This window comes from Bacteroides faecis, assembly GCF_020091505.1.
Classification (GTDB): domain Bacteria; phylum Bacteroidota; class Bacteroidia; order Bacteroidales; family Bacteroidaceae; genus Bacteroides; species Bacteroides faecis.
The window spans coordinates 4,962,536-4,983,723 of record NZ_CP081916.1 but is presented as its reverse complement, the minus strand read 5'-3'; the positions used below and the strand labels follow the sequence as shown (position 1 = coordinate 4,983,723).

Annotated in this window: 15 protein-coding genes; 2 read left to right on the top strand and 13 right to left on the bottom strand. The window is 43.8% G+C overall.

Annotation, left to right across the window (positions count from 1 at the left end):
• Nucleotides 1–6: 6 nt before the first annotated feature.
• From K6V30_RS19560 to K6V30_RS19500, 13 genes are all read right to left on the bottom strand, one after another.
• Nucleotides 7–963, bottom strand: a complete 957-nt coding sequence (locus K6V30_RS19560; RefSeq protein ID WP_022301170.1) for a glycoside hydrolase family 18 — start codon at nt 961–963, stop codon at nt 7–9.
• A 74-nt stretch (nt 964–1,037) separates the two neighbouring features.
• Complete coding sequence (locus tag K6V30_RS19555; protein WP_010538510.1) at nt 1,038–2,633, bottom strand: RagB/SusD family nutrient uptake outer membrane protein; 1,596 nt, start codon at nt 2,631–2,633, stop codon at nt 1,038–1,040.
• An 18-nt stretch (nt 2,634–2,651) separates the two neighbouring features.
• Nucleotides 2,652–5,993 (bottom strand): TonB-dependent receptor, encoded by a 3,342-nt coding sequence (locus K6V30_RS19550; RefSeq protein WP_055269617.1) that lies wholly within the window; start codon nt 5,991–5,993, stop codon nt 2,652–2,654.
• Nucleotides 5,994–6,189: 196 nt separating this feature from the next.
• Nucleotides 6,190–7,176 (bottom strand): FecR family protein, encoded by a 987-nt coding sequence (locus K6V30_RS19545; protein WP_055269619.1) that lies wholly within the window; start codon nt 7,174–7,176, stop codon nt 6,190–6,192.
• 59 nt (nt 7,177–7,235) lie between these two features.
• On the bottom strand, nt 7,236–7,787 hold the full coding sequence (locus K6V30_RS19540) for an RNA polymerase sigma-70 factor (RefSeq protein ID WP_055269621.1): 552 nt from the start codon (nt 7,785–7,787) through the stop codon (nt 7,236–7,238).
• 188 nt (nt 7,788–7,975) lie between these two features.
• Nucleotides 7,976–9,292, bottom strand: coding sequence for an L-fucose:H+ symporter permease (gene fucP / locus K6V30_RS19535; protein WP_010538506.1), 1,317 nt, complete (start codon nt 9,290–9,292; stop codon nt 7,976–7,978).
• Between the two features lie 16 nt (nt 9,293–9,308).
• Nucleotides 9,309–9,701 (bottom strand): L-rhamnose mutarotase, encoded by a 393-nt coding sequence (locus K6V30_RS19530; protein WP_010538505.1) that lies wholly within the window; start codon nt 9,699–9,701, stop codon nt 9,309–9,311.
• A 7-nt stretch (nt 9,702–9,708) separates the two neighbouring features.
• The gene (locus K6V30_RS19525) at nt 9,709–11,139 is read right to left on the bottom strand and encodes a rhamnulokinase (RefSeq protein ID WP_055269623.1); all 1,431 of its coding nucleotides are present in this window, start codon (nt 11,137–11,139) and stop codon (nt 9,709–9,711) included.
• Nucleotides 11,140–11,154: 15 nt separating this feature from the next.
• Nucleotides 11,155–11,793: a class II aldolase/adducin family protein gene (locus K6V30_RS19520; RefSeq protein ID WP_055269625.1), complete on the bottom strand. Its 639-nt coding sequence runs from the start codon at nt 11,791–11,793 to the stop codon at nt 11,155–11,157.
• Between the two features lie 107 nt (nt 11,794–11,900).
• Nucleotides 11,901–13,676: an L-fucose isomerase gene (fucI, locus tag K6V30_RS19515; RefSeq protein ID WP_055269628.1), complete on the bottom strand. Its 1,776-nt coding sequence runs from the start codon at nt 13,674–13,676 to the stop codon at nt 11,901–11,903.
• A 69-nt stretch (nt 13,677–13,745) separates the two neighbouring features.
• Nucleotides 13,746–14,741: a GntR family transcriptional regulator gene (locus K6V30_RS19510; protein ID WP_055269630.1), complete on the bottom strand. Its 996-nt coding sequence runs from the start codon at nt 14,739–14,741 to the stop codon at nt 13,746–13,748.
• Between the two features lie 176 nt (nt 14,742–14,917).
• Nucleotides 14,918–15,472, bottom strand: coding sequence for a 30S ribosomal protein S16 (locus K6V30_RS19505; RefSeq protein WP_055269632.1), 555 nt, complete (start codon nt 15,470–15,472; stop codon nt 14,918–14,920).
• Nucleotides 15,473–15,580: 108 nt separating this feature from the next.
• On the bottom strand, nt 15,581–16,882 hold the full coding sequence (locus K6V30_RS19500; RefSeq protein ID WP_055269634.1) for a Na+/H+ antiporter NhaC family protein: 1,302 nt from the start codon (nt 16,880–16,882) through the stop codon (nt 15,581–15,583).
• 195 nt (nt 16,883–17,077) lie between these two features.
• Between K6V30_RS19500 and K6V30_RS19495 the strand changes: the two genes are divergently transcribed.
• Nucleotides 17,078–18,148, top strand: coding sequence for an efflux RND transporter periplasmic adaptor subunit (locus tag K6V30_RS19495; RefSeq protein WP_022301168.1), 1,071 nt, complete (start codon nt 17,078–17,080; stop codon nt 18,146–18,148).
• Between the two features lie 7 nt (nt 18,149–18,155).
• Nucleotides 18,156–21,188: an efflux RND transporter permease subunit gene (locus K6V30_RS19490; RefSeq protein ID WP_010538497.1), complete on the top strand. Its 3,033-nt coding sequence runs from the start codon at nt 18,156–18,158 to the stop codon at nt 21,186–21,188.

Here is a 21,188-nt window from a genome sequence, read left to right as displayed (position 1 = left end):
TATTTTTTAGTTTGACGGATTCATCAATTGTATAGCTGTCCTGGTGATTGCATAATGCATTTTTGTTTGATAATAATCGTCACCTGTGGCAAAAATGGCTAGTCCTCCAAGAGGGCCTAGTGAAACTACGCGTTCAGTCATAACGGTTACGGCATCTTGTTTCACATTGGTTTCGTCGATTATTTGGTTATTGATTTTTGCAGCCAATAGCAGCTTCTCTTTAGGTAATGATTGGTTGTCAAGCAGTCCTGTGACCAGTAGTTTCAAGGTGGTGACATTAGTTATATCAACAGTGTTCAGTACTATATAGTCTAGTTTTTCGATATCGGAAGTTTCCACAAATGCGGGGTCGCCATCCAATACCAGTAATTTGTCACCACTAGCTGCTGCAGAGAGTCTGGAAACAATCAACTTTGCAGCTTCTTTGCGTGCGGCCAGTTCCGCTTCCGTACCACTATAGAGTGGCATGCCCGTAAAGGCAAAACCATTCAGATTCAGTTCGGTCGCTGTAGCGATAGCTTTGTCGAGAAAAGCCCCCAGTTTAGCTGCATCGGAAAGAATAGCCGCTTGTGAAGCGTAGTCTACACGGTAAAGTACTTTTGTACTTTTCTCCTGTAATAAGGGGATGTCTTCGCGGTCATAAGTGCTGATGTTTTCTGAATTAGCTAACGTGACTATATCCAGTGAATCAGGCAATGAACGAAGATACGCACCTTCATTCTTAGACTCTTCGGCACCATTATCGAAACTGCTGTATGTGATGTAATGCGGACGTTCTTGCTTGTAGACACGCAGCGATTCCATATAACGCGCCCAAAGTTCGGGATTCTGATCTTTGGCGTTTTGAGGGGCAATATCTACGGATTCTATATCTTTCCAGTCGTTACATGAGGCAATTGACAGGAGAGCCAGCAACAGGAATAATCCGGTGTATAACCTGGTGATTGATATTTTTATTTTCATATCGTTTGATGTATATATTTTTAGTTCTTTCTTCATTATTATAGTCGGGCAATTGTCCTTCTGAATGTGGACGGTTACGGAGTACGCGGTTTTTTATCCCACCATAAGGGAGTAGCTCCGTTATCGTCTCCACCCAACATCTTTACAGCTTCTGTGATATACTGGTTGTTGGAATACTCACGCGGTGGATACCACAAACGGCGAATCTTAATAACTTTGTCGTTGATGACACCGCCACTGTTATTTACAACTACCGGTAGCAGTTTGGGGTAACCCGTACGGCGGTATTCGCTCCATGCTTCTACTGTGCAGGGGAACATTGCAATCCACTTTTGAGTGATTATACGTTCCAAATTGGCTTCAAACTTATCGTCGCCATCTTGCCAGGCAATAGTAATGGTGCTGGCTGGAGCTGCGACAGAATAGGTACGCATAGGATCGGTATACGCTTGCGGTTTGTTTTGAGAGTCGGCAACATAAGCATCGGCGCCGGTTAGTCCGTATTGGTCGAAGGAAAGTGTAATGGCCTGTTCATACAAAGACTTGGCATCTCCACCCATATTCCATCCCCGTAAGGCACCTTCTGCACGCAGGAAAGTGATTTCGGCGGCGTTCATCCATAAATAGGGACTTTCGGTAGCGATGACGGGTTTGCTATAACGGTCTTTCACTTCGTCCTTATTGGCTACGTCGATACCGATGCGGATACCTGCATAACCGTCAACTTTTACATTTTGGCCGCCTACCCTTTCGTCCAATTTTACGGTGGTGAACATCTTTGGCCGGCGAGGGTCGTTGTAACCATTCATATAAGAAATAATATCGGCACCCACACGGTGGTCATTCCAACCATTGAAAATCATAGAAGCACGATTCTCTTCTACTGTCAGCCAGGCGTTATCTGCGTTCGAGGTAATGACACCTGCGGATACAGCAGCTTCGGCAACTTGTTGGGCAGTGGCAGGATCAACGTAAGACATGCGGATAGCCATGCGCAGTTTCAGGGAGTTGGTATATTTGTGCCATTTATTCATATCACCGTAATAAACATCATCGAATTTACGGAAAGCTTCAGTCCCCAGGTTTAGATTCTCTTTCAATACAACATCCACTTCGTCCAGTTCTTTCAACATTTGTTTATAAACGTCTGCTTGGGAGTCATATGGCACAGAGAGTGATATTCCGCCTTGTTCGTCTACTATCTTGCTATAGGGGATAGGTCCATACATATCTGTCATACGGTGCATAATAGCTACGCGCAGTAATTTGGATAATGCCAATGCGACAGGATCATCGCTTTGGTCGCGCAGGTCACGGTAGAGCGGATAAGTTTCGGTGAAAACGTCGGAAAATGTTTTGTCCTGCCAATCCACAGACGGATTATATGTTTCAAATTTGGTTGTCCACGGGTTAGTGGCTCCGAAGTATCCGGCATACGGACCGGCAGCCAGCGCTTCAATAAATTGATAAAGATGCTCTTTGACGGGAACGACAAGCCCCTGTAGACCTCTTAGCGTAGCCCCTAAATTATAGTTTTCACGTCCCAGTTCATTCTTGTCCACTTCGTAATCTTTGCGGTTGATGTCGGCAAAGTTACTTGTACAGGCCGTTCCGCCAATAAGTAGTAGAGCAAAGAAGAACATCTTCAGGATAGATGTCACTTGTTTCATAATAGTTGATTTAGTTCGTTAAAAGTTAATTTTTACATTGAAACCAATGTTACGGGTACTTGGCAACATGAAGTAGTCGATTCCCTGATAATAGTTGTCCGTTGTGGCTACTGATTCGGGATCGAAAGGAGCTTTATTGTAAATCATCCATAAATTACGACCTATTACAGATACTTGGATATCACACACGTTTCCCAGCCACTTGCGCGGGATAAGGTATCCGATGCTTGCTTCTTGCAGACGCACGTTGGTGGCGTTGTAGGTGTAGTATTGAGGCAGTCCGCTTTCACTGCCAATCGTTGTATAATAGTTTTGCGCATCGACAAGTGTGCGGTTATTTACCAGTACACCGCCATTATCGCGTGCCAAAGCCGAACGTTCAGATACACCGTACTGGTCCATGGCTGCTTCTGTGGCAGAGTAGACAATGCCACCGATACGTGCCGTAAAGAGAGCGCTTAAGCTTATACCTTTCCATGAGAAGTGATTGCTCCATGCCAAATTGGCTTTTGGAAATACACTACCCAACTTGATGTCCGGCAGATTATTTTCTATAGCTACTATGCCGGTGGGGTCGATATCCACCATACCATTATCATCACGTTTCAGATCGGACTGAGTATAGAGGTCGCCCAATGTGCCGCCTTCCTTCAGAATAAAGCGTGCCTTTCCAAGTCCGCCTACATCCAGTCGGTCTTTGTTTATAAGTTCACCTGTCTCGGGATGTACGTAATCTCTTACTAGTTCTTTAATTTTATTTTTGTTATGGCTAAGGGTGAAGTTACTGTCCCAACGGAAGTTGTTATTCCAGGTATGTCCGTAACCCAATGAAAGTTCCAGTCCTGTGTTACGTACATAACCTGTCTGAAGATAAATGGTAGTGTAACCGGATGATACGGAAATTTGAGGGTCGAATGTTTGGTTGAATGTATTGGCCAGGTACCATGACAGGCCGAGATTAAAGTCCTTGAAAAGTTTCATGTCCAAACCGACTTCCCATGAATCGGTACGTTCCGGTTTCAGATCACCGATAGGATAGTGAGTCTTGGGCTTCCAACTTTGGGTGGCTTCATTATATTCATAAGTTGGAGAAGTTAGGTTGCGCGGATAAGGCATACCGACGGAACTGAACGAACCACGTACTTTCATGTAGTCAATGAAACTTGGCATCTGTATCATTTCGGAGATAACGCCCGAAAGTCCTACCGAGGGGTAGAAGAACGAAGAAGTGGATGAATTGGCGAGTTGCGATGCCCAGTCGTTACGTCCGGTCAGAGTCAGATAGAGCATGCTTTTCCAACCGACTTCTACACTGGCAAAGATGGATTGCGTTTGTTCCTGCCATTCGTCCTGACGTGCTTTCTTCTTGGCATTGTCAAGGTCGAAGACGTTGAATACGTTAGGGATTCCCTTTTCACGTATCGGACCACGATAACTTAATTCTTCAAATTTATTGTTTACAATACTGGCTCCCACGTTTGCTACTAATGAGTAGTCACCGAAACGCTTGTTGATATTGGCAAGTACATCGGCGTATGTTTGAGTTTCATCAGGTTTGGCAATGGTATAATGTCCCTGTGTGCTCTCTTCGGTTATGGTCGCATTTGAACTGGCATACAGTTTCTGTTCATACTTAGTGTGAGAATTGTCTATACGCACACGACCTGCAATGTTTAACCAGTCGGTGATATCATAACTTAACTGTGCGGAGAGCATATAACGTTTTTTTTGGTTGAGGCGTAAATTGCGATATGCAATCCAGTATGGGTTTTGCATACGAAGATCCCCTTCACCTTGCGGCCAAAACATCGTATTGATTTTACGTGCCGGATCCCAACGTTCAAATACTTTGATAAGACTGAAATCGTCACTACGTGGAAACAGGTAGACGGGTACAATTGGGTTGGAATATACGCCCTGGTTGGTCATGTTACGATCGTTTTGAATAATATAGCTGGCGCCTACATCAAGTTTCATCCGGTCATTCAGGAAACTTGTCGTATTGCGGAATGTAAAGTTAAAACGATTGTAACGGTTATTGGGGACTATACCTTGAGAATTTACGGATGCAGCCGAAAAGAAAGTCTGATTTTTCTCCGTTCCGGTAGAAAGAGTAACAGAGTTAGTGAATATCAATCCGGTGTCGAAGAAATCCTTAGGCTCGAATCCGGTACGTGAAGCCTCGTTCAACAATGGTCCCCAGCTTAAAGTGGTGGTACCACCTGTCTTGCCTCGGCTGCCTGTCCCATAGCGATTCTGGAACTGAGGAAGTACGAATGGTTTAGAGAACTCAGTATTACTGTTGACAGATACTTGTAGTTTTCCCACTTGTCCTCGTTTTGTAGTGATAACGATGGCGCCATTGGCTGCATTGCTACCATAGAGAGCGGCTGCAGCGGCACCTGTCAGTACGGATATGCTTTCTATATCATCCGGGTTCAGGTCTGCAATGCTTTCGGACTTACCACGAGAATCAAATTCCGTTCCACCTCCACCGCCAAAATTGAACATAGGAATACCATCGATAACGTATAGTGCATTGCTGCTCTGTTCGATAGACTTTGTACCGCGCATCACGACTTTACTTGCTCCACCCACACCGGAGGAACTACTATTGATATTGACACCGGCTACTTTTCCGTTCAGACTGTTGATGAAATTAGCATCCTTGATACCAGAAATTGCATCAGCCTTCACCTGCTGCACATTGTAGCTCAGTGCCTTTTGTTCGCGTTTGATACCGAGAGCGGTGACTACTACTTCGCTCAGTTGTTTAGTGTCACTTACTAATCTTATTTCGTAGATATTTTTATCTGTTATTTTCACACTTTGAGGTGTATATCCCACGTAAGTGAAGCTTAATGTGCTGCTTTGAGGAGCCATTATATTGAAATTACCATCGATATCGGTGATTGCGCCTATGGAGCTTCCTTCTACTTTAATGTTCACTCCGATCAGTGGCTCATTATTTTCGTCGATTACTATTCCACTAACTTTCTTTGCAGGAATTCCTTTAGGCTTGTTGTCAGGAATAATCATGATATACTTATCTTTGAACTGATAAGTAAATCCACTTCCCCGGAGAATTTGTGCAAGGGCATTCTCCAATGCCACAGCTTTCAGGTCAAGATTTAAAACAGGCTTGTTTCTTAGTTGCGAATCATTGTATCCGACAGAATAATCGGATTGTTTTTCTACTTCCTTAAGTGCCTCGATGATAGATATATTTTTCTTCTGAATCGTGATCTTGGCACTATTTTGTGCAAAGGAGGGTGCTTGCATCATCAACAAACAGAAAAAAAGTAAAAAACTTCTTCCCTTTGCGGTTTGATCTACTATAAATTCATAAATTTGTAGCATTTTCTTAGTATTAGGTTATTAACTAAATTATTTCACGGTAATTGAGTAGAGTAAGACTCTAGTATTGAGAATTTTGATTTCATATCCGGGATAGAGTTAGGGCTCCGTTCCGGATACTTTTTTACATGGGCTTTTAAAAGGTTAAAAAGGTTATTGAATATTGTTTTTTACTATTTCGTTTTTCCGGGGATACTTATTACTTAGAGATTAAGTAACAGTGATCTTCTTTTATCTTATAGTCCATTTGACCTACTACACTCACTATTATATCCATTACCTCAGAGAGTGGTGCCCGGTCTTTGAATCGGAAACTATACTTGTCTTCTTTCAGATTCTTGAGCTGATATTCGAATGTATAAGGATATTTACGTTCGAGTACTGTAATTATATCTTTGACGGACATTTCTCTGAATACAAGTTCTCCGCGTTGCCAGGCTGTAACCTCCTTCATGTCGGGATTGTCCAGGCAATGGCGACGGGTGTCTTTATTGTAAGCCAGCTGCTCATTCGGTTTTAGAATCACCTGCGATTTTAAATCATTGTACTCTACCAATACACTTCCTGAAATCAATGTGGCTGCCAACACCGGATTTTCCGGATAGGCTGAAACATTGAACTCCGTACCCAATGCTGTCACCTGAAAATCATTGGATTTGACGATGAACGGATGTTTTTTATCCGGTTTGACTTTAAAGTTAGCTTCACCGATTAAAAATACACTACGGTCTTTCCCGGTAAAGTTTTGCGGATATAAAAGTGTACTTTGTGAGTTCAGCTGTACCTGAGTTCCATCGGGTAGAGTGAGAGTCCTTATTTCAGCAGTAGGAATATATTGTTGAATAAGGTTCGCTTCTGTATCTTTACCGATGGTAGAAAGGTAAACGGAAGAAGCCGCTACTATAAATAAAACCGCCGCAACAGCCTGCCATATATGAATCGGTCGGATTGTTCTTTTTCGTGGTACGGAAGGAATTCCAGCGTTCTTTTTCAAAAGTTCATAGGACTCTTGCATATCGGCTGCGGTTCCTCGCTTATGAGCATCATCCCACAATTTTTGCAGTGCTTCATCTTTTTCAACGGTATGCTCTTCGTCTACCAGCCACTTGTAGAAATCTTGCTGAGTAGATTCCGGATAGTCGTTTCCGGTGAATAATGTTATTATTTTCTGAAAGTAATTCTTCATATTGAGGTATTAATGTTGTAACTGTTATATTAATACTTCAATTAACTAAGGCAGCTTACTTAAGGGAGTAGCAGAAAAAATGCAAAAAAAATGATTTTTTTTATTTCAAGCAGGGTTAAATAGATGTGATGTTCCACTGTTCGTTTCGAAATATTTAGTTTCTCGGCTATTTCAAGATTGCTCATATGCTTGAAACGACTCATTTCGAAAATCATTCTGCGTTGTTCCGGGAGACGTTCGAGAACTAATTTGATGATTAGTTGAGCCTCTTTATAATAGATGGGGTTGAGTGTATCTTCTGATTGGAAAAGTTCGTCGATGAGAGTTTTTTCTATAATTTTCTCCTGATAAGCCAATTCTACTTTTTTGTGTTTGATAAAATTGAGAGTTGTACTTTTAGTAAGAGTATAGATATAAGGAGTCGGATTAGGAACTTCTGCCCATAATTCAGGCTTAGTCCATAGTTTGGTGAAAACATCTTGGGTAATATCCTTCGCGTCTTCTTCGGATTTAAGCAGCATTAGGGCGAAATATTTCACTACTGAATAATACTTCGTGAATATTGTTTCGAATTGTTGCGCTAAAAGTCTTTCGTCTTGGTCTGGGGTCATCGGGTTAACAGATTATTAAAATCGAAAGACAAATGTAAACAAATTAAATTAAGATACGAAGAAAAAAGGAATAGTTTATAAAAAAAGAAAAAAGATAGTGACACTATCCGGTCGGGATGGTGTCACTATATGAGTGGGATGGTGACACCATCGTAGCAGGATAGTGTCACCATCTTAAAGTCCTTTTTCTACCAGTTTCTTTTCACGGTTCGATAGCCATAACCGATGATTACAAGGAAACAAATGAACGGCAAAATGAATGAAACATTGACAGCCGGCATAGAGCCAATTTCTTTCATATCAATGATACTTGCCTGTAACGGAGGTAGTACCGAGCCTCCCAGGATCGCCATAATAAGACCTGCCGCTCCAAATTTGGCATCGTCTCCCATACCTTTCAGGGCAATTCCGTATATAGTGGGGAACATCAGTGACATGCATGCGGAAACGGCTACCAGACAGTACAGTCCGAAGATATTCTGCAGGAAGATAGTTCCCAATGTAAAGATACCTCCGAAGATGGCAAGGATCATCAGTAATTTTCCGGCATTAAGATAACGCAGGATAAAGGTACAGATAAATCGGCTGATACAGAAGATAACCATTGCTATGATGTTGTACTGCTGTGACAGTACTTCTGCACTTTTTTCGTCCATACCATATTCCGGTGACATAAACAGGCGGGTTCCGTATTGAATGATGAATGTCCAGCACATAATCTGTACACCTACATAGAAGAACTGGGCAATCACTCCTTCGCGATAACGTGTCAGGGTAAAGATACGTTTTAGTGTCGGGAAAAAGTCTATTTTGTGATTCTGATCTCCGTTCTTTGGCATTTTGACGAATCGTATCAGTAGCAACATGGCCAGAATAACTATTCCGATAGTGAGATAGGGAGCAATCAAGACGGCAAGGTCACTTTCTTTGATAGCCTGAAATTCGCTTTCATTGAGTAAGGCACGTTCGTCGGTTCCCATCGGGTGGAGTTTTGCCTGAATAAATTGCATGGCTACAAACATACCGAGTAATGATCCCATTGGGTTGAAAGACTGGGCCAGATTCAGACGCCTTGTGGCAGTTTCTTCCGTTCCCATAGAAAGAATGTATGGATTGCAACTGGTTTCCAGAAAGGAAAGTCCACAGGTCAGAATAAAGTAAGCGATCAGAAACGGATAATATTCTCCCGTCATTTTGGCGGGAAAGAACAAGAAGGCTCCGAAAGCATATAGCCCAAGTCCCAGTAATACGCCGGCTTTATAAGAATATTTACGGATGAACATGGCAGCAGGAAAAGCCATGGCAAAGTATCCGCCGTAGAAAGCTACCTGAACCAGTGCTCCATCGGTTGCACTCATCCTGAAAATTTTGGAGAATGCTTTTACCATCGGATTGGTAATGTCATTCGCAAATCCCCATAGTGCAAAGCAGGATGTAATAAGTATAAATGGAATAAGATAGCTGACGCCGTCTTTTGAGATGATAGACTGCTTGGTGTGTTTCATGGTTATTTTTGTTATTTTAGGTATTATATAGATGGAACATTCTCTCCATTGGTTTCCATTTCTCAGCCGAACTCATTCCCGGAGCAGCCTGCTGGAAGATAGACATGTATTCTTCCCATTCCTGTTGTCGGGGGAGGGTGTTCAGGCGTGTCATAGCTGTGTCCCAATCAAAGTCTGCAGGAGTTTCGACGATCATAAACAGACGGGTGCCCAGAATGTAGATTTCCATCTCAAGGATACCTACTTCGCGGATTCCCGCAAGGATTTCGGGCCATGCTTCTGCCTGACTATGTCTTTTCCGGTACTCGGCAATTAGTTCCGGAGAATCCCGTAAATCAAGAGTCTGGCAATATCGCTTGACAGGGACGTTGTAGGTTTTTACTTGATAACCAGTTTGAGGTGTTTCCATATATTTCTTATTTTTCAGGGTAATATACTTGCGGTGTAACGCTGCGGCTTACAATTTCTCTGATTTCCCGGAGACTGGATATTTCTCCTTTGGCCATTGCCTGAGTCAGAATGTTGCCCATAGCAGTAGCTTCTATAGGTCCTGCATAAACAGGGATACCGAGTGCGTTGGCTGTGAGTTGGTTGAGCAGTTTATTTTGTGATCCTCCTCCGATGATGTTTAGCCGGTGAATCGGGGAGGGGAGACAACGGTTAAGTTGTTCTACTGCTTCCCGATATTTGAAGGCTAGTGACTGGAGTACACATTTTACCGTTTCTGCCTTGTTTTGGGGAACTTCCAGGGAATGAGCCCGACAGTAATTCAAAAGAGCAGTTTCCATATTTTCAGGGTTCATGAAGGCTGCATCGTCTACAGGAATAATGGTGTCGATTTCTGCTTCGGCGGCTTGCGGAAGAATCGTATCATAATTTTGTTCTTCTCCACACATTTTCCATTCGCTCATCAGACGCTGCAGAATCCATAGCCCGGTAATGTTTTGCAGGAATCGGATATGTCCGCCTACCCCTCCTTCATTGGTAAACTGAGCGAGTCTTGCTTCTTCCGTTAATATGGGTTCATCCACTTCGACTCCCAGCAATGACCATGTGCCGGAGCTAAGAAAGGCTACTTGTCCTTCCATTGCGGGGACGGCAGCAACGGCACTGGCAGTGTCATGTGAGCCAACTGCAATAATATCGACGGAGCCTAATCCGGTTTCACGGACTATATCTTCTTTTAGTGTTCCTCTGATGGTTCCCGGTAGAATAATTTCTCCGAATAAATGTTCGGGGAGTCCCAAAGCACGAATAGTGTCCATCGACCAGTTTCGTTGGCGTGCGTCGAGCAATTCGGAGGTGGAGGCTATGCAATATTCATTATTAGCCACTCCTGTCAGGTAATAACTGAAAAGATCAGGCATGAACAGCAGTTGGTGGGCAACTTCCAATTGTACATCTTGACTCTGTTGCATGCTGTAGAGTTGGAATAGCGTATTGATGGGCATTACTTGTATTCCTGTGCAGGCGTAGTGCTTTTGTATATCCAGTATTTGGAATGCTTTAGCGGGCATTCCGTCTGTCCGGGCATCCCGATAGCAGACAGGGTTGCCCAGCAAATTTCCTTTTTTGTCAATCAGGCCGAAGTCTACTCCCCAAGTATCGATACCGATTCCTTTGACACGGTATCCTTTCTGTGCAGCGAGTTTCAATCCGGTTTTCATATCCTCGAACAAGGCCGGAAAATCCCAGTAAACATGATTTCCGAGTTTGACTTGCCGGTTGGTAAAGCGGTGGACTTCTTCTAATTCCAGTTTTCCCTGAAGAAGGGAGCCGGCGATAACACGTCCGCTGCCTCCTCCAAAGTCTACTGCTAAATATGTGTTTCTTGTGGTATCTTCCATGGTATTCCCGGATACTTATTTGGTTTTCTTTCCTAATACGTATATTTCCAGGTCTTCTATTTCTTCCGGTGTCAGTACGGAGTAATCGCCGCCGGACTGAACTATGATGCGACAGGCCATTTCAAAGAAAGTAGCCCGTTCGTACACTTGGTCAAAGTCTTTTCCGCATACTACTTGTCCATGATTGGTCAGCAGGACGGAATTATGATTCAGCATAGCCTCTACTACCGCTTTCGCCAATTCAGGAGACCCTGGTCGATAGTAAGGAATTACAGGGATTTCAGAGCCTACATGACAGGGGATCTCTGCTGTTACATTAAAATTCGTCGGTTTGTTTTTCATGCAGGAAATGGCAGTAGCATATTCCGACTGAAAATGGAGTACTACATTTACATCCGGTCGTTCGCGAAGGACGCCGAGGTGAAAAGTACTTTCCATAGACGGCTTTACACCATTAGCAGGCATACCGCTGGCAATATTGCAGATAGATACTTTTTCTTTGGCAAGGGTAGGGACCCATGAACCTGTACCCGAAATCAGTGCTTCTTCTCCGATTCTCCAGGAAAGATTTCCGCTGCTGCAGAGCATTAATTTTGCATCTCCGTAGCGGTGTGCCTGTGCAAGAAACTGTTCGATGTGTTCGTTAGTTATCATAGTGTTTTTATTTAAGCCGTATAGGGTGGAAGCTTGTTTTTCAGGCAGCTTCCACTTCTATGCGGCAAAGTTAAATTTTTAATTTATATAGGACGAAGGTTTCTTGTTTATTTGTAGATAGGTCCGTAAGTTGTGCAGGCTCTGTAGTCTGCTCCTTCTTTATCCATGCCGAATGCGTTCCATGCAGCCGGGCGGAAAATTTCGTTCTCATCTACATTGTGCATGCAAACAGGGATGCGAAGCATAGAGGCAAGGGTAATCAGGTCTTGTCCGATGTGACCGTAGCTGATAGCGCCATGATTAGCTCCCCAGTTGTTCATTACAGAATATACATCTTTGAAAGCAGCTTTGTCGCACAGACGGGGAACGAACCAGGTAGTAGGCCATGTCGGGTCAGTACGCATATTCAGCTTCTGGTGGATTTCCGGATCGATTTCAACGGTCCATCCTTCTGCGATTTGCAGGACAGGACCTAAGCCTTTAATCAGGTTCAGGCGCATCATAGTGACAGGCATTCCACCTTTTGAAAGGAAGTTGGATGAGAAGCCGCCGCCACGGAAGTAGTCGCGGTCCGCCGGATACCATGTCGTTGCTTTGAGGCAGTTTTCTACATCTGCATCTGTCAGGTTCCATGGTTCTTTCATGACAGGATTTCCTTCTGCGTCTAATGACTGGCCGGAACCGTCGAGGGTTGTTGCTCCCGAGTTGATCAAGTGGATGATACCGTTTGCAGCTAAGCCGGTCAACTCTTTACCGGTTACACGTTTTACGGCTTCAGGACTCCAATAAGTACGTACATCGGAGAATATTTGTGCACGGTTGGTCAGTAAATGTCCGAATAGCATGGCCACACCGTTGCAGGCATCGTTTTCGGTAGCTACTACAAATGCTTCGCGGATGCCGTTCCAGTCGAAAGAGGTGTTGAGCAATGCTTCCGGATAGTCACCGTTAGGATAGAAGTCTGTCCATTGGCGTTGTCCCTGGAAGCCGGCAGCGATGGCATTGTGTCCCAGAGCTTCTTCCTTGAATCCCATTTCTTTCAGTTTCGGGTTTCCGGTCATCAGGTCGCGCATGATAATCATCATCTTCACAACAAATTCCCAGTCTGCATCCTTTTGTTCACGGTTTTTACGTTTTTCCGGACGGTTCTTGAAGTCCTCACCTTCGTTTACTTTACAGTACTTTTCAGTCCATGCCATTGCTTTGGCGTATTCTTCGTGGTCATAAATACCTTCTTCCATGCGGCGGATGATTTCTGTCAGGTCTATTGACTCATTGCGCATTCCCAGATATTCCTGGAAGAAATCAGGATTAACGATAGAGCCGGCGATGCCCATAGAGACGCTGCCCATTGAAAGGTAAGACTTACCTCTCATAGTGGCTACTGCCTGTGCTGCACGTGCAAAACGAAGAATTTTTTCTGCTACGTCTTCCGGAATTGTGTTATCGTCGAGGTCTTGTACATCACGTCCGTAGATACCGAATGCAGGAAGTCCTTTTTGCGCGTGTCCCGCCAATACGGCTGCAAGGTATACAGCTCCCGGACGTTCGGTTCCGTTGAAGCCCCATACTGCTTTCGGGTAATGTGGATTCATATCCATTGTTTCCGCACCATAGCACCAGCAGGAAGTGACGGTAATAGTAGACCCTACACCTTCTCTTTCAAACTTTTCCGCACAAGCAGCGCTTTCGGCTACACGACCGATGGTGCTGTCGGCAATTACACATTCCACAGGAGTGCCGTCACCGTTTTTCAGGTTATTGCCGATTAACTCAGCTACTGCTTTGGCAAGGTTCATTGTCTTTTCTTCAAGACTTTCGCGAACGCCGCCCTGGCGACCGTCGATAGTGGGACGAATCCCGATTTTCGGATACTTTTTCATGGTTTCTTAATTTTTTTATTTAGTGGTTAATATCTGTGCTGAGCTGTGCTGGTTATGTGGCAAAAAAAATCATAGGGAGTTTCGGAGTCTTACTTCTGTAGGCAGGTATTTTTGTATCGGTACATTGTTCAGAACAAAATTTGCCGCCTCATTTCCCATCATTTCCCAATCAATGCTCAATGAAGTGATTCCTTCGTCAATCACTTCGTAAGAAGGAATATCATTGTATGCCAGCAGACCGAAATCTTTTCCGCATTTCAGTCCTTCCAGTCTTCCTTGTTTTACAACCTTCACTACATCCTGTTGTTTAATGGCTATATAGGCCACTCCTTTACGTACGGTCAGGTTATCAATATCTTCCTGTATTTCACATAAAAATCCTTGTTCCTCGCAGAAACGGGTAAAATACTCTTTACTGCTCTGAGGATGTTTCAGGTTTTTAGAGAATAACAGAACAAGTTGAGGATAATGCCGCAATCTTTCCTTCAGCATAAGTAATGCCTGATAGAAAGCTTCATCAAAGTCCTGGCAAATATAAGAGTACTTTTCTTTCTCGAATTTGCCGAAGTCAAGGAGCAGTAATCTTGTAGGATGGATTTTATTGAGAACTGTACTGAATTTCTCGTTATCGAAATTCATCACTATGTATTTATTGTATTTTCCTATAGATTCGCGGATAATGGTATTGAAAAGCCGTTCATTGTATTGATGAAACAGCAAGTCTACCTTGTAATTAATAGGCAGATGTTTAACGAAACTATTGTATAGGGCTTCTTTGAAAGGAGTATATTGGTCAAGCAGGAGCAGGATGTTGGTTACCTGACTGGTTACATAATATCCTTTTCCCGGAGTAGAGTCGATCAATCCGCGTTCGCGAAGATCGAGAAAGGCTTTGAAGACCGTATCACGGGATACTCCGTATTGTGCACTTAACTGATTGATGGAAGGCAAAGAATCTCCTTCACGAAATTCTTTCATGGAAATAGCCTGACTAAGTGTGTCCGCCAATTGCGTAACCTTACTGGACTGTTGACCAAATGTTTTCTTTTTACCAGTTCGTCTCATACTGTTATAAGATAAATGACTGTGCTGAGCTATGCTGCTGCAAAGAAAGGAAATTAATTCATAAGTCGAGAACTAATTTTATATGTTCTATAGCAGGAAATAAAAAAAATCCCCTTCGGCGAACCGAAGAGGATTTATAGCTTTTTCCAAATTTCTTGTTAGGAACCTGCCGAAATTTATTCAGCAGCAGCTTCTGTTGCAGGAGCTTCTTCAGCCGGAGCCTCAGTTGCTTCTTCTGCAGGTGCTTCAGCAGCAGCTTTTTCAGCAGCTTCAGCAGCTTTCTTTTCAGCGAGTGCTTTTGCTTTCACTTCGTTGATCTTCTTTTCTGCTTCCAGACGTGCTTTAGCTTCCGCTTTCTTTTCTTCGTCTTGTTTAGCTTTCAAAGCAGCCAGACCTGACTGTTTGTTATTCTTCCAAGCTTCGAATTTAGCTTCTGCTTCTGCTTCTCCGAATGCGCCTTTTGCAACACCGCCCAAAAGATGTTTCTTCATGTAAACACCTTCACGAGAAAGGATATTACGTACAGTGTCACTTGGCTGTGCACCTTTCAGTACCCATGCCAATGCAGCGTCGAAATTCAAATCTACTGTAGCAGGATTGGTGTTCGGGTTGTAAGTACCAATCTTCTCAATAAATTTACCATCACGTGGTGCTCTGCTGTCTGCAATTACAATTGAATAAAACGCGTAACTTTTACGTCCGTGTCTCTGCAATCTGATTCTAGTTGCCATTTTTAATAATTGTTTTTAATTAATGATTTGAATTATGCTACTAACTCGTAATAGCGGGTGCAAAGATACAGTTTTTCTTTTGATTGACAAATATTTCCTTTTTTTTTCTTACGAATACCTCCTCGGATATCGGAACAGGATGGCGAGCAAGGCACAGGCTCCCATGGTGAACGGGTAATAGAGATTACCGATGATACTGATAGGAGAGATGTTGGCTAATCCTGCGGCAATCAGCATTTGTGCTCCGTAGGGTATAATACCTTGTATCAGACAGGAGAAAGTATCAAGGATGCTGGCGGTCTTTCTACGGTCGAGGTGGAATTTCTGTGCGATATCCTTGGCAATAGGTCCTGTTGTGATGATGGCAATTGTATTGTTGGCGGTACATAGATTAGCGATGCTGACCAGAGCGGCAATGCTCAGTTCCGCACCACGTTTTCCGTTGACGTGGCGGGTCAGCTTTTTGATGATAAAATCGATACCGCCATTATAACGGATCGTTTCGAGCATACCACCTGCCAGCAAGGTGATAATAATCAATTCTCCCATACCTGTGATACCCGTTCCCATTGCTCCAAACCAATCGAATACATCAAAATTTCCGGTAACTATACCGATGATACCGCTTGTCAGGATACCTATGATTAATACCAGCATCACGTTCATTCCGGCAATGGCTGTTCCCAGTACTATAATATAAGGTATCACTTTGACCCATTCGATCGTTTGTACTTGTGTGGGTGCAGTGATGGATAACCCTTGGAAAATATAGATTCCCAGCACGATAATTGCTGCCGGAACCACAATTATGGAATTGACCCGAAACTTATCGCGCATCACACATTCCTGTGTTTTGGTAGAGGCGATGGTCGTGTCGGATATAAATGACAGGTTATCTCCGAAGAAAGAACCTCCGACAACGACTGCTACCATGAATGGAAGGGCTATTTCAGTCTTTTCGGCCAGACCTACAGCAACAGGGGTAAGGGCTACAATCGTGCCTACACTCGTGCCGATGGATAATGAGATGAAACAGGCGGCTATGAATATACCCGCCAATAGTAAATTGTCAGGGAGGATGTGCAGTGTCAGATTGACGGTTGCATCAATGGCTCCCATCTGCTTGGCGCTTTGTGCAAAAGCTCCGGCAAGAATGAAAATCCATATCATCAGGAGGATATTCTTGTTGGCGGCTCCTACTGAGAACTGGTAAATTCGCTGTTCGAGCTTCAATCCCCGTGTGATGGCAATTGCGTAGCAGGAAGAGACGAGGAAAGCAACGGTGATAGGTACTTTATAAAAGTCATTAACAAGAATGGAAGTAACCAGGTAGAGGCAAAGAAATACGAGTAACGGACTTAGTGCCCACCAGCTACCATGACGTTCTTTATGTATTTTTTCTTCTGTCATAAATTGATATTATGGTATGTATTCGAACTGCAAAGATAGTAAGGAAACACATAAGTAGGATAAAAGGCTTAATTTTTCATCTTTTCTTTTTCCGTTTGGGCTCTTTCTTTTTCCGCTTCAGAAATTAAATTCCTTCTCTTTTTTCCTCTTTCCGTTACTTTCGTGCCGTTGACAACGTAACTAATGTAGAATAGAATGACAACGACTAAATTTTCATTATGTGTTTTTTGTCTCTGCCTGCTCACATCGTGTGGTAAAGGAGAGAAGAAAACGAACGAGCCTGTACGGGTAAAAGTGGCGGAAGCGGCAATTCATGTTCCTTCTGCAGAGCGTGAATTTTCATTCATTTCCAAGCCGTTCAAGGAGACTGAACTCTCTTTTCGGGTGGGCGGACCGATTGACCGTTTTGAAGTGTATGCAGGTAACTTCTATCACCGGGGAGATATTATAGCTGAAATTGATTCTCGTGATTTTCGTATTCGTAAGGAACGTGCCGAAGCTATTTATCATCAGGCAAAGGCGGAATTCGAGCGAATCAAAGTGTTGTATGAGAAAAACAACTTATCTGCCAGTGCCTATGAAAAAGCGCATGCAGACTATACTTCTGCCAGAACGGCTTATGAAACAGCCGTCAATGAACTCGAAGATACACGGCTGATCGCCCCTTTTGACGGATATATAGGGGAAGTATATATTGAAAAATATCAGGATGTGAAAGCAACTCAGTCTGTCGTCTCTTTTATCGATATCACTCAGTTGAAGATAGAAGCGTATGTGACTCAGGAAATCGCATTTCAAGCGAAGGAGATCAAGGAAGTAGGAATTCGTTTTGATGTTCGTCCCGAAGTCGTATATCCGGCAAAAGTGATAGAGATTTCGAAGAGTACGACGCGCAATAACCTTTCTTTCCTTATGACGGCATTGTTGCCCAATAAACAAGGGGAATGGCCTGCCGGTATCTCAGGGAAAATGTTGCTGGATCTTCCTTCCTTGTCATCTGTCCCCATGGTGACTGTTCCGCAAACGGCTCTTAATCATCGTCCCACTGAAGGAGATTATGTCTGGATGGTGGATCATGCGACAGGGAAAGTGTGGAAGAAAAAAGTCGTTTTAGGTGAATTACTTCCGAATGGAAGAGTGGAAGTGAAGGGTGGACTGCAGGCAGGAGATCAGGTAGCTGTGAGTAAATTACGTTTTCTTTCGGACGGGATGCCTGTGGATATCATTTCTCAGAAAGAAAACAAACCGGTTACTGCTCAAAAGTAAATAGAAGATGAAATTGGTGAAATATTTCTTGCAGAAGAAGTCGGTGACTATTCTGCTGCTGGTATTAGTGTTGGGAGGAGGATTGTTTTCTTATGTCAAAATGGGAAAACTGGAAGATGCCCCGTTTACTATCAAGCAAGCATTGGTGATGACTCCTTATCCGGGTGCTTCTCCTTCCGAAGTGCAGTCTCAGGTGACGGATGTATTGGAGGAATCGATACAGTCATTAGGAGAGTTGTACTATCTGAAGACTGAGAATCGGGCAGGATTATCTAAAATAACTGTTTATGTGAAGAAGGAAATCCGGGCAGACGAGATGCAGCAATTGTGGGATAAACTTCGTCGGAAAGTCAATGATGTGCAGTCGAAACTTCCTGCAGGAGCAGGTCCTTCCGTGGTAAATGATGATTTTGGGGATGTGCTGGGTGTTTTCTATGGTCTGACGGGGGAAGGATATTCTTACCGGGAACTGGAAAATCAGGCGAAGCTTATCAAGAATGAGCTGCTCAGAGTGAAAGATGTGGCAAAAGTCGAGATTTACGGCGTACAGTCTCCAACGATTGATGTTATTCTTAATCCCTCCGTTATGGCACGGAGCGGAATTACGACTGCGGATATTTCGCGTGCTTTCGATGCGCAGAATAGAGTGGTGGATGCCGGAGGAATTGATGCCGGTGTAAACAGGATACGGATTGAGTCTACCGGAAATTTTTATTCTCTGGATGATATTCGGAATATGACTATCGTATCACGTACAGGTGAACATTTCCGGTTGGCTGATATTGCGGAGGTTCAGGAGAGCTATCAGACACCTCCAAGCAATAAAATGCGGATTAACGGTCAGCCTGCTGTGGGGATTGCTATTTCTACAATTCCTACAGGGAACGTGGTCGATATGGCAGAGGCGGTGAAACTGGTGATTGACCGTTTTACAGAAACAATGTCCGAAGGGTTTGAGTTGCAGACGATTTATGACCAGGGTTATGAATCGGCGGTAGCCAATCAAGGATTTATCTTGAATCTGATCATATCTGTTGTGACAGTAGTAGCTATTCTGTTGTTCTTCATAGGGTTCAAGAATGGCATTCTGATTGGCAGCGGATTGGTGTTTTCTATTTTTGCTACGTTGATTGTGATGTTTTCGCAAGGAATTGCATTGCAGCGTATGTCACTTGCCGCCATTATCATTGCCATGGGAATGCTGGTAGATAACGCTATTGTGGTTTCTGATTCGGCCTTGGTCAATATGCAGCGGGGGATGCGTAAACGGGTAGCTATATTACGCGCTTGTTCTTCGACCTCATTGCCCCTGTTGGCGGCAACAGTGATTGCGATTCTGACCTTCTTGCCTATTTATTATTCGCCGCATATTACCGGCGAGTTATTGTCATCCTTAGTTGTAGTTATCGGCGTTTCGCTGATGTTCAGTTGGGTCTTTGCGCTGACACAGACTCCGTTCTTTATACAGGAGTTTGTCCGTCGGCCAAGACCCGACGAACTTAAGGCGGCTCTTTTTGCAGGCAAGTATTATGATAAATTCCGTTCTGCATTAAGATGGGTGATTCGTCACCGGTATGCGACGATTGGATGTATGGTCGTTATGCTGGTGTTGTCGGCATGGAGTTTCAAGTTTATTCCGAAGGTCTTTGTCCCTGCTTTGGATAAGCAGTATTTTACATTGGATATGTGGCTGCCCGAAGGGACACGGATTGAAGAAACAGATAAGATGGTGATGGATATGGCGGCGTATATCCGTGGACAGGAAGAAACGGAAATGGTCTCGACTTATGTAGGGCGCACTCCGCCGCGTTATTACCTGTCAAACGTCTCCTTTGGCCCTCAATCCAACTATGCACAGATTCTGGTGAAATGCAAGACTTCGAAACTTTCCCGTCAGTTGCATGCCCGTTTGCAGGATTCTATTTCGTTGAAGTATCCGGAGCCGTTGATTAAAGTAAATAAATTCGAGTTGAGTCCTTTGACGGAGGCGGTGATTGAAGCCCGTTTTCTTGGACCGGACCCTGCCGTACTCGATTCGCTGGTGGGACAGGCTGTTGAGGTGATGAGGCGAAATCCCAAGGTTGCGGATGCCCGGAATGAATGGGGAAATATGTCGATGATAATTCGTCCGGTGTATGATCCGATGAAAGCCGGAGCATTGGGGATTACAAAAGCTTCGATGATGGAGTCGGTGAAGTCAATTAATGATGGTTTGCCTGTCGGTGTCTATCGGGATAATGAAAAGAAAGTTCCCGTTCTTTTGAAATCGGGTAATGTGGATATAACGGACGCTAATTCTTTAGGAGACTTCTCCATATGGAATGGAGAAAGGTCGGCTCCGCTTTCGCAGGTAACGGAGCGGGTAGAGACGACATGGGAATTTCCACAGGTGAGAACCTATAACCGTCAGTTGTCAATGGCTGCAATGTGCGGCGTGAAACCGGGGCATACGATGGCGGAAGTACACGGAGAAATCCGGAAAGAAATAGAGAATATCCGACTTCCCGAAGGATATACTTTCTTTTGGGATGCCCAGTATAAGGATCAGGGGGAGGCGATGCAGGCTATTGCCAAATATTTCCCGCTGGCATTTCTTGCATTGGTTGTTATTTTAGTTTGTCTGTTCGGTAATTTCCGTGACCCGGTTATTATTCTTTGTGTCCTGCCTTTGTCTTTGATAGGCATTGCGGTGGGGATGCTTTTGACTGGTTTCGATTTTGGGTTCTTCCCGATAGCCGGCTGGTTGGGGTTGCTTGGGATGATAATTAAAAATGTGATTGTACTGATTGATGAAATAAATGTGCAGCACCGGACCGGAATTGATCTGTATACATCTATTGTTGAGGCTACGGTTTCCCGAACTCGTCCGGTATTGATGGCAGCTACTACTACCATCCTCGGTATGGTTCCGTTATTGTTCGATGTTGCTTTCGGCGGAATGGCTGCTACTATTATTTTCGGACTGACGTTTGCTACGGGACTGACCTTGTTTGTCACCCCTGCATTATATTCAATGTTTTATAAAGTAAAAGGAAAATAA

Excerpts from the sequence above, each read along its gene's own strand:
- K6V30_RS19560 (WP_022301170.1), bottom strand. The coding sequence starts at position 963 with ATGAAAATAAAAATATCAATCACCAGGTTATACACCGGATTATTCCTG.
- K6V30_RS19555 (WP_010538510.1), bottom strand. The coding sequence starts at position 2,633 with ATGAAACAAGTGACATCTATCCTGAAGATGTTCTTCTTTGCTCTACTA.
- K6V30_RS19550 (WP_055269617.1), bottom strand. The coding sequence starts at position 5,993 with ATGCTACAAATTTATGAATTTATAGTAGATCAAACCGCAAAGGGAAGA.
- K6V30_RS19545 (WP_055269619.1), bottom strand. The coding sequence starts at position 7,176 with ATGAAGAATTACTTTCAGAAAATAATAACATTATTCACCGGAAACGAC.
- K6V30_RS19540 (WP_055269621.1), bottom strand. The coding sequence starts at position 7,787 with ATGACCCCAGACCAAGACGAAAGACTTTTAGCGCAACAATTCGAAACA.
- fucP (WP_010538506.1), bottom strand. The coding sequence starts at position 9,292 with ATGAAACACACCAAGCAGTCTATCATCTCAAAAGACGGCGTCAGCTAT.
- K6V30_RS19530 (WP_010538505.1), bottom strand. The coding sequence starts at position 9,701 with ATGGAAACACCTCAAACTGGTTATCAAGTAAAAACCTACAACGTCCCT.
- K6V30_RS19525 (WP_055269623.1), bottom strand. The coding sequence starts at position 11,139 with ATGGAAGATACCACAAGAAACACATATTTAGCAGTAGACTTTGGAGGA.
- K6V30_RS19520 (WP_055269625.1), bottom strand. The coding sequence starts at position 11,793 with ATGATAACTAACGAACACATCGAACAGTTTCTTGCACAGGCACACCGC.
- fucI (WP_055269628.1), bottom strand. The coding sequence starts at position 13,676 with ATGAAAAAGTATCCGAAAATCGGGATTCGTCCCACTATCGACGGTCGC.
- K6V30_RS19510 (WP_055269630.1), bottom strand. The coding sequence starts at position 14,741 with ATGAGACGAACTGGTAAAAAGAAAACATTTGGTCAACAGTCCAGTAAG.
- K6V30_RS19505 (WP_055269632.1), bottom strand. The coding sequence starts at position 15,472 with ATGGCAACTAGAATCAGATTGCAGAGACACGGACGTAAAAGTTACGCG.
- K6V30_RS19500 (WP_055269634.1), bottom strand. The coding sequence starts at position 16,882 with ATGACAGAAGAAAAAATACATAAAGAACGTCATGGTAGCTGGTGGGCA.
- K6V30_RS19495 (WP_022301168.1), top strand. The coding sequence starts at position 17,078 with ATGACAACGACTAAATTTTCATTATGTGTTTTTTGTCTCTGCCTGCTC.
- K6V30_RS19490 (WP_010538497.1), top strand. The coding sequence starts at position 18,156 with ATGAAATTGGTGAAATATTTCTTGCAGAAGAAGTCGGTGACTATTCTG.